This is a genomic window from Ornithinibacter sp., assembly GCF_035443565.1.
Taxonomy (GTDB): domain Bacteria; phylum Actinomycetota; class Actinomycetes; order Actinomycetales; family Dermatophilaceae; genus Fodinibacter.
Map to the genome: position 1 here is coordinate 15,919 of NZ_DAORSO010000031.1, position 8,659 is coordinate 24,577.

The window sequence follows — 8,659 nt, forward strand, 5'->3', positions numbered from 1 at the left end:
CCTGTTCCTGCCACCCGAACGCGAAGATCGGGCGACCGCCGTGGCGGCGGGCGGCCTCCTCGATGCGCCGCAGCGCCTGGGCGACGGAGGTGGTGGCGCCGAGGTCGACACCGCGCAGCCCCATGCCCGTGTGGGACAGGTGGACGTGCGCGTCGACGAAGGCCGGCAGCACGAGTCCGCCGTCGAGGTCGACGACGGTGTCGACCCCGTCGCGGTGCCTCGCGGCGCCCTCCTCGTCGCCGATCCACGCGATCCGCCCGTCATCGCCGACGACGAGTGCGGTTGCTCGGGGCTGGTCGGGGGTGTGGACGGTGCCGCCGCGGTAGAGCGTGGTGCTCACAGCGTGTGGGCGAGGCCGAGGACCTCGAGGGTGGTCCGCGCGATCTCGCGTTCCTCGTCGGTCGGGACCACCCAGACCTCGGCCCGGCTCTCCTCGCCGCTGATCCGCCGCTCGGGTGGCCCGCCGGCGTTCGGGCCGGCATCCAGGGCCAGCCCGAGCACCTCCAAGCCGTTGACGACGGCGGCGCGCAGCGGGGCGCTGTGCTCGCCGATGCCGCCGGTGAACACGAGGGCGTCGAGGCGGCCGAGCACGGCGGCGTAGGCCCCGACGTACTTGCGCAACCGGTGCACGGTGACGTCGAACGCGAGCGTCGCCGCGGCATCCCCGGCGTCGCGCCGCTCGACGATCGTCCGGAAGTCCGAGACCCCGCCGAGGCCGAGCAGCCCGCTCTCGCGGTTCAGGGCGCGGTCGTAGTCGGATGCCGTGAGTCCCGCCACGCGCTCGAGGTAGCCCCCCAGCGCCGGGTCGACGTCGCCGGAACGGGTGCCCATGACCAGGCCCTCGACCGGGGACAGACCCATCGACGTGTCGACGCTGCGACCGCCGTCGACGGCGCACGCACTGGCCCCGTTGCCCAGGTGCAGGACGACCATCCGCAGGTCGTCGACGGGTCGGCCCATCAGGGCGGCGGTGCGCCGGGTCACCCAGGCGTACGAGCTGCCGTGGAAGCCGTATCGGCGCACGTGGTGCTCGTCGCGCCACGAGTCCGGGACGGCGTAGGTGTACGCGGCCGGCGGCAGGGTTCCGTGGAAGCCGGTGTCGAAGACCGCGACGTGGGGCAGCCCGGGAAAGGCCTCCTGGGCCCGCACGATGCCCTCGACGTTGGCCGGGTTGTGCAGGGGTGCCAGCGGGGAGAGCACCCGCAGTGACTCCAGGACGACGTCGTCGACGACGACGGGCTGGGTGAAGCGTCGTCCCCCGTGGACCACCCGGTGGCCGATCGCGACGACGTGGTCGCCCACGCCGCCCCCGTGCTCGCGCAGCGCGGCGCGGGCCGCGGCGAAGGCGCTGGTGTGGGTCTGGCACGGCGCGTCCGACTCGTGGCGGGAGACCTCGCCACCGGGGCCGATGCTGTCGTGCCGCATGCGGCTCGCGCCGCCGATCTCGGAGACGAGCCCGACGGCGACCGTGTGACCGCTGGCGGCGTTGATCACCTGGTACTTCAGCGACGAGGAGCCGGCGTTGACGACGAAGACGTGCGGATCGGTGCTCACTGGGGCTGCCCCTGGACGGCGGTGATGGCCACCGTGTTGACGATGTCGCGCACGAGCGCTCCTCGGGAGAGGTCGTTGACCGGGCGGTTCAGACCCTGCAGGACGGGGCCGATCGCGACCGCGTCGGCGCTGCGCTGCACCGCCTTGTAGGTGTTGTTCCCGGTGTTGAGGTCGGGGAAGACGAGCACCGTGGCCCGCCCCGCGACCGGGCTGCCCTTGAGCTTGGTGGCGGCCACGTGCGGGTCGACGGCGGCGTCGTACTGGATCGGCCCCTCGACGAGGAGGTCGGGCGCGAGCTCGCGCACGATGGCCGTGGCGGCCCGCACCTTCTCCACGTCGGCGCCGGTCCCGGACTCGCCGGTGGAGTACGACAGCATCGCGACCCGGGGCTCGATGCCGAACGCGGCCGCCGTGCGCGCCGACGAGATCGCGATGTCGGCGAGCTGGGCGGCATCCGGATCGGGGTTCACGGCGCAGTCGCCGTAGACGAGCACCCGGTCGGCCAGGCACATGAGGAACACGCTGGAGACGACCGAGACGCCGGGGGCCGTACGGACGACCTCGAGCGCAGGTCGGATCGTGTGCGCCGTGGTCGTGATGCACCCGGAGACCATCCCGTCGGCCCGGCCTGCGTGCACCATCATCGTCCCGAAGTACGACGGGTCGACGACCCGGTCGAAGGCCTGGTCGTGGGTGACGCCCTTGTGCGCGCGCAGCGCCGCGTAGGTGGTGGCGAACTCCTCACGCCACGCACTGGTCGCCGGGTCGACCACCTCGGCGGCGGAGATGTCGGCCCCGAGCACCCGAGCCTTGTCGCGGATGACGCTCTCGTCCCCGAGCAGCGTCAGGCGCGCGATGCCGCGAGCGAGCACCTGGTCGGCCGCGATGATGATGCGCTCCTCGGCACCCTCTGGCAGGACGATGTGTGCCTGCGCCGCACGGGCGCGCTCGACGAGGTCGTGCTCGAACATCAGCGGGGTGACCGCTCGCTCACCGCCCGGGGCGTCGTCGCTCAGCAGGGCGTCGAGGGTGTCGATGCCCTCGGTGCGGTCGAGCAGGTCGGCCGCCGCCCGGACCTTGCGGGCCGAGGTCGCGGTGATGCGCCCCTCGACCCGCCCGAGCGCGGTCGCGGTGTCCATGGTGCCGAGCTGGCACGAGACGATGGGCAGGCGCATGTCGAGCCCGGCGATGAGCCGGTCGATCTGCGGCGAGAGGGCGAAGCCGCCGTTGAGCACGAGGCCGGACAGCGTCGGCAGCGTGCGCGAGTGGTGCGCGAGCAGCACCCCGAGCACGACGTCGTCCCGATCGCCGGGGACGATGACGGTCGAACCCTCGATGAGCCGGTCGATGACGTGCGGCATCGACATCGCGGCGACGACCAGACCCATGCTCTCGCGGTCGAGCAGCTCGGCGTCGCCGTGCACGAGGCTGCCGTCACAGGCCGCCATGAGGTCGCGGACCGTCGGCGCCCGCAGGAGCGGGGTCTCGGTGAGGGCCCACATCGGGAGCGCGCCGAGGCGGGTCGTGAGCGCGTCCAGGGCGGCGGCACTCTCCTCGGACCGAACCTGGTTGATGACCACCCCACCGACGTGGGCGTGCACCGCGCGGGCCGCGGCGACCGCGGCCGCTGCGCTGGCCGCGAGCTCGGCGTGCTCGCGGTCTCGGGCGGGAGCGACGAGCACCAAAGGGGTGCCGAGGTCCGCGGCGATCCGCGCGTTCGTGGCGAACTCGGTCGGCGCGACGACGTCGGAGAAGTCGGACCCCACGACGAGGACGACGTCATGTCCCTGGGCCATGGCGTGGAAGCGGTCGACCACGACCCCGAGGGCCCGGTCGTGATCGGCGTGCAGGTCGTCGTGGGTCACGCCCCACGCCAGTTCGGGTGCGAGGTCGGTGTGGGCCTCCTGGAGCAGCACCCGCAACAACTCGTCCTGGCCCCCGGCCTGGACGACCGGGCGGAAGACGCCAACCCGCCCGTGCCGCCGGGTGAGCCGGTTGACGAGCCCGACCGCGACCGCCGACTTGCCCGAGCGGGCCTCGGTGCCGGCGAGGTAGAGCCCCTTCACAGGACCGGGGTGGTGTGGGTCGAGATCGAGCAGCGGGGCAGGTTCATGCGCCAAGCCAACAAGGCGGAACCCGGTTTGGGCAAGTCCTACCCGGCCGGGCAGAGCGCGTCGATCTTCGTGCTCACGTCGGAGAAGGCGGCGTCGAGCTCTGACTGGGCCGCCGTGATGTTGGGGCCGATCTCTTCCTGCCCGTCGGCCACGGCGAGGGTGAGCGATTCGCTCAGGGCGTCGGCCTTCTTGTTCAGCTCACCGACCGCGGCTGCCACCGGACCGTCGGACAGGGCGGACAGGCGGCTGATGTTGGCCTTGACGGTGGCCGCCTTGACCCCGAGGTCGGCGGCCTGGGCCGCGATCTGCACCCGGGTTCCGGAGGTGTCCAACGGCGTGGACTTCAGGTCCTGGACGGATGTCTTCAGCTCGGCGAAGGCACTGCAGGCCTCACCGCTCGCACTCGCCTTGACACTCGCAGCGACACTGGCCGCTGCGCTCGCGGCCGGCGCCGTGGTGTCGGAATCGGAGGAGCAGCCGGCGATGAGCAGGGCCAGCATGAGGGTGGTGACGGCGGATGCCGCGCGAGCGGCGGTGGTGAGGTGCATGCGGGATTCCTCTGCGGGAGCCGGGTGTCGTTGCCTTGACGCTACGGACAGGGCCGCGCCCGGACGTCACCCGCCGCGGGTGAGCAGCAACTACTCGCTCAGGCGGCCCTCGAACAGCGCCCGGACCGTGGCGTTGCCCCGCACGAGGTCCAGCGCCAGGTCGGCGTGCCCGGGGACGTAGCCGTTACCGACGAGCATCCGGACGTCGGCGGCCAGGCCCTCGGCCCCCAGCGCTGCCGCGGAGAAGCTCGTCGCCATGGAGAAGAAGATGATCGTGCCACCCTGGGCGGTCGCGAGGATCGCCGGCTGCTCGCACCCCGGCACGTCGACGCAGACCACCGTGACGTCGGCGGGGCCGCCGGCGGCAGCAACGGCATCCGCGAGGCCGAGCGGTGAGCGGGCGTCGGCGATGACGACCCGGTCGGCCAGGCCGCTCGCGGTCAGCTGGTCGGCCTCCCGCTGGACCGGCACGACGCCGATGAGGTGCCCCGCACCCGCGGCGCGCGCGGCGGCCAGGGACAGCGAGCCCGACTTCCCGGCGCCACCGAGCACGACGACGGTGGGGCTCACGCCTGCGTCGACGTACTCCCCCACGACCCTGCTGACCAGGGCGGGGGCACCGCACACGTCCATCACCATGAGGGCGAGGTCGGGTGACATGTCCTCGGGCAGGCGGGCGGCGATCGACCGACCGAACAGCACCGCGGTCCCGGATGCCGGAACACGCTCACTGCGACCGTCCCAGCGCTCGAGCCCGTCGGTGAGCTGCAGCGGCGTCAGGGAGAGGGAGACGAGCGTGGCGACCCGGTCGCCCACGGCCAGCCCGAGTGGCGACTGCGGTCCGACCTCGGCGACGGTGCCGATGAGCATGCCGCCCGAGCCCGTCACGGGGTTCTGCATCTTGCCGCGGGTGGCGACGATGTCGAGGACCTCCGCGCGCACGGCGTCCCCGTCGCCCGCGTGCTTCTCGCTCAGCTGGCGAAAGGATGCCGCGTCGAGGTTGAGCGTCTCGACGTCGATGCGGACCTCGTCGGGCCACAGGTCGCCGCCGGCGTCCAGGACACGGGCCGCCTGCGGAAGGGCAGCGCCGGCGGGGTCGACGACCCGGTGCATGCCCACGGGGGACGAAGGGGTGGTGCGCACAAGAATCTCCTCATTGGCCAACACGCAGCCGCAGCATTTACGGTCAAACGTGACTTTGACGGCATCCATTGCGTATCCTGCCACGCATGACGCAGATCATCGACCAGCCCTACGCCTACCGTCGTCGCGAACTGGTCGAGCCCGACTGGACCCGCCTGCCGGGGTGGCGTGACGTCACCCCCGAGCAGTGGGCTGACGCGCAGTGGCAGCGGGCCCACTGCATCAAGAACGTCGCGCAGCTGCGCACCCTCATGGGCGACCTGCTCGACGAGCGGTTCTACGCCGACCTCGAGCGCGACCAGGCCGAGCGCGCCACGATGTCGATGCTCGTGCCGCCGCAGATGATGAACACGATGGTGCCCGCGACCGACGGCGTCATGCCCGGTGCCGGTGCCGCCTTCACCGAGGCGTTCTACGCCGACCCCATCCGGCTGTACATGCTGCCGGTCTTCAGCGACCGGCGCACCGACTGGCCGAGCCACCCGTTCTCCACGCGCGACAGCCTGCACGAGCACGACATGTGGGCCGTCGAGGGGCTGACCCACCGGTACCCGACCAAGGTGCTGGCCGAGATGCTGCCGACCTGCCCCCAGTACTGCGGCCACTGCACCCGCATGGACCTCGTCGGCAACTCGACGCCGCAGTTCACCAAGCTCAAGCTCGCGGGCAAGCCGGTTGACCGGTATGCGGCGATGCTCGACTACCTCCAGCGCACCCCGGGCGTGCGCGACGTCGTGGTCTCCGGTGGTGACGTGGCGAACATGCCGTGGAAGAACCTCGAAGGGTTCCTCGACAAGCTGCTCGAGGTCGAGACCATCCGCGACATCCGCCTCGCGACCAAGGCGCTCATGGGCCTGCCGCAGCACTGGCTGCAGCCGGACGTCGTCGAGGGTGTGGCCCGGATCAGCGCCAAGGCGCGCTCGCGCGGCGTGTCCGTCGCGATCCACACCCACGTCAACAACGCCCAGTCCGTGACGCCGCTCGTGGCGCAGGCGGCCCAGGCGATGCTCGACGCGGGGGTGCGCGACGTGCGCAACCAGGGCGTGCTCATGCGCGGGGTGAACAACACGACCAAGGACCTGCTCGACCTGTGCTTCGCCCTCCAGGACGAGGCGATGATCACCCCGTACTACTTCTACATGTGCGACATGATCCCGTTCGCCGAGCACTGGCGGCTGTCGCTGCGCGAGGCCCAGGACCTCCAGCACGGGATCATGGGCTACCTGCCCGGGTTCGCGACGCCGCGCATCGTGTGCGACGTGCCGTTCGTCGGCAAGCGCTGGGTGCACCAGGTCGAGAGCTACGAGACCGAGCGCGGGATGTCGTTCTGGCGCAAGAACTACCGCACCTCCATCGAGGCCGGCGACGAGCAGGCACTCTCGCGCGAGTACGTGTACTACGACCCGATCTACACCCTGCCGCAGGCCGGGCAGGACTGGTGGCGCTCGACCACCGACCTCGAGGCGACCCACGAGGCCGCCCTCGTGGGTGCGAGCGCCAGCCGCGCGGCATCCGCCGCCGACCTGCTGTAGGGCAGCCCTCCCCCGGCTCCGGGGGTGGTTCTACGCTGCGACGTATGGCGCGTCGAGACCCTTCCGGAACACCCGCCACGGTGACCCTCACCGCGGCGGGTGTCCCGTTCTCGCAGCACGTGTACGAGCACGACCCGGCGGCCCGGTCCTATGGTCAGGAGGCCGTCGACGCGCTCGGCCTGCCTGCCGAGCAGATGTTCAAGACGTTGCTCGTCGACACCGGCGCCGGTCTCGCGGTCGCGGTGGTGCCCGTCGCGGGGTCGCTGGACCTCAAGGCGATGGCGTCGGCGCTCGGGGTCAAGCGGGTGGGCATGGCGGATCCGGGTGCCGCGCAACGGTCCTCGGGGTACGTGCTGGGAGGCATCTCCCCCGTGGGGCAGAAGCGGGCGCTGCCGACGGTGGTCGACGAGAGTGCCGAGCTGTTCGACGTCGTCTACGTCTCGGGTGGGCGGCGCGGGTTCGACATCGGTCTCGCCCCGGCGGACCTGGTGCGGGTCACGGGTGCCGTTCTCGCCGACATCGCCCGCTGAGCAGAGCCGTCGGCTCGGCGTCAGGATGCCGGGCTGGAGCCTTTCGGGCGGGCGCGTACGTGCATGCGCTCGCCCTGGGGCCCGATGATCGACAGCAGCTCCACCGGCTGCCCGTCCGCGCAGCCGAACCAGTGCGGGGTGCGGGTGTCGAACTCGGCGACCTCCCCCGGGCCCATGACGATGTCGTGCTCGCCGAGCACCAGGCGCAACCTGCCGGACAGCACGTAGACCCAGTCGTAGCCCTCGTGGGTGCGCGGGTCGGGCACACTGCGGGCCTCGGGGTACAGCACGTGCTTGAACGCGCGCTGGCCACCGCGCCGTGCGGTCAGCGGGATGATCATCGCGCCCCAGGCCTGGATCGGCTTGGCGTGCACCCGGGGGTCGCCCGTCGCGGGTGCGTCGACGAGCTCGTCGAGCGTGACCCGGTAGGTGCGGGCGAGGGGCACGAGCAGCTCGAGCGTCGCGCGGCGACTGCCTGACTCCAGGCGGGAGAGCGTGCTCACGGAGATGTCCGTCTCCGCGGCGACGTCCGCGAGGGTGAGGTCGCGCCGGGTGCGCAGGTCGCGCAGGCGGCGGCCGACGACGTGCGGGTCGAGGTTTGCCATAGCGGCAACATATCTTGCTCTGTGCGTGATCGGTGCGCGACGGTGGCTCCATGAGCGAGCACTCCCCGGCATCCGGCACTTCCACGACGTCCAACCCGACCGACCCTGACGCCACGCCCGTCGACGTTGACGTCGTCGTCGTCGGTGGAGGGGGGGCCGGCCTGTCGGCTGCGACGGTCCTCGCGCGGTCGCGCCGGTCGGTGGTCGTCGTCGACGCCGGTCACCCCCGCAATGCCCCGGCGGCTGGCGTCCACGCCTTCCTCGGGCACGACGGGCTCCCGCCGGGCGAGTTGCTGGCTCGCGGCCGAGCCGAGCTGGCCTCCTACGGCAGCGTGGTCGTCGACGGGACGGTGGTGGATGCCGTGGTGCCTACGGGCGCCGACCGGGTCAGCGTCACGGCCGCCGACGGCACCAGGTGGTCGGCGCGCCACCTCGTCGTGACCACGGGCGTCGTCGACACGCTGCCCGATGTCCCCGGGCTGGCCGAGCACTGGGGCACCGGCGTCATCCACTGCCCGTACTGCCACGGCTGGGAAGTGCGTGACCAGCGTGTCGTCGTGCTCGCGACGTCCACCTCTTTATCCGTAGCAATCGGCACAGAGTCGTTCGATGTGTGCGCAGTTCTTGTCGGTC

Annotated in this window: 9 protein-coding genes; 3 read left to right on the plus strand and 6 right to left on the minus strand. The window is 72.0% G+C overall.

What is annotated here, in order from left to right:
- The 5 genes from PLL68_RS05590 to kdd form a co-directional block, all read right to left on the minus strand.
- The coding region (locus PLL68_RS05590) for an amidohydrolase family protein (protein ID WP_324532441.1) at positions 1 to 340 on the minus strand (340 nt) is incomplete at its 3' end.
- Positions 337 to 1,554: an acetate/propionate family kinase gene (locus tag PLL68_RS05595; protein ID WP_324532443.1), complete on the minus strand. Its 1,218-nt coding sequence runs from the start codon at positions 1,552 to 1,554 to the stop codon at positions 337 to 339. The genes PLL68_RS05595 and PLL68_RS05590, both read right to left, overlap by 4 nt.
- Entirely contained in the window at positions 1,551 to 3,620 is a 2,070-nt protein-coding gene (pta, locus tag PLL68_RS05600) for a phosphate acetyltransferase (protein WP_324532445.1), read from the minus strand. The genes PLL68_RS05595 and pta overlap by 4 nt, the downstream gene beginning before the upstream one ends.
- A gap of 86 nt (positions 3,621 to 3,706) precedes the next feature.
- Positions 3,707 to 4,216, minus strand: coding sequence for a hypothetical protein (locus PLL68_RS05605; RefSeq protein ID WP_324532447.1), 510 nt, complete (start codon positions 4,214 to 4,216; stop codon positions 3,707 to 3,709).
- A 90-nt stretch (positions 4,217 to 4,306) separates the two neighbouring features.
- Positions 4,307 to 5,359, minus strand: coding sequence for an L-erythro-3,5-diaminohexanoate dehydrogenase (kdd, locus tag PLL68_RS05610; RefSeq protein ID WP_324532448.1), 1,053 nt, complete (start codon positions 5,357 to 5,359; stop codon positions 4,307 to 4,309).
- A gap of 86 nt (positions 5,360 to 5,445) precedes the next feature.
- Here kdd and PLL68_RS05615 point away from each other — a divergent pair, with 86 nt between their 5' ends.
- The gene (locus tag PLL68_RS05615; RefSeq protein WP_324532450.1) at positions 5,446 to 6,891 is read left to right on the plus strand and encodes a KamA family radical SAM protein; all 1,446 of its coding nucleotides are present in this window, start codon (positions 5,446 to 5,448) and stop codon (positions 6,889 to 6,891) included.
- 44 nt (positions 6,892 to 6,935) lie between these two features.
- Positions 6,936 to 7,421, plus strand: coding sequence for a Cys-tRNA(Pro) deacylase (gene ybaK / locus PLL68_RS05620; RefSeq protein ID WP_324532452.1), 486 nt, complete (start codon positions 6,936 to 6,938; stop codon positions 7,419 to 7,421).
- A gap of 20 nt (positions 7,422 to 7,441) precedes the next feature.
- Here ybaK and PLL68_RS05625 read toward each other — a convergent pair whose 3' ends face one another.
- Complete coding sequence (locus PLL68_RS05625; RefSeq protein WP_324532454.1) at positions 7,442 to 8,026, minus strand: helix-turn-helix domain-containing protein; 585 nt, start codon at positions 8,024 to 8,026, stop codon at positions 7,442 to 7,444.
- Positions 8,027 to 8,076: 50 nt separating this feature from the next.
- Here PLL68_RS05625 and PLL68_RS05630 point away from each other — a divergent pair.
- On the plus strand, positions 8,077 to 8,659 hold a 583-nt coding region (locus PLL68_RS05630), incomplete at its 3' end, for an NAD(P)/FAD-dependent oxidoreductase (RefSeq protein WP_324532456.1).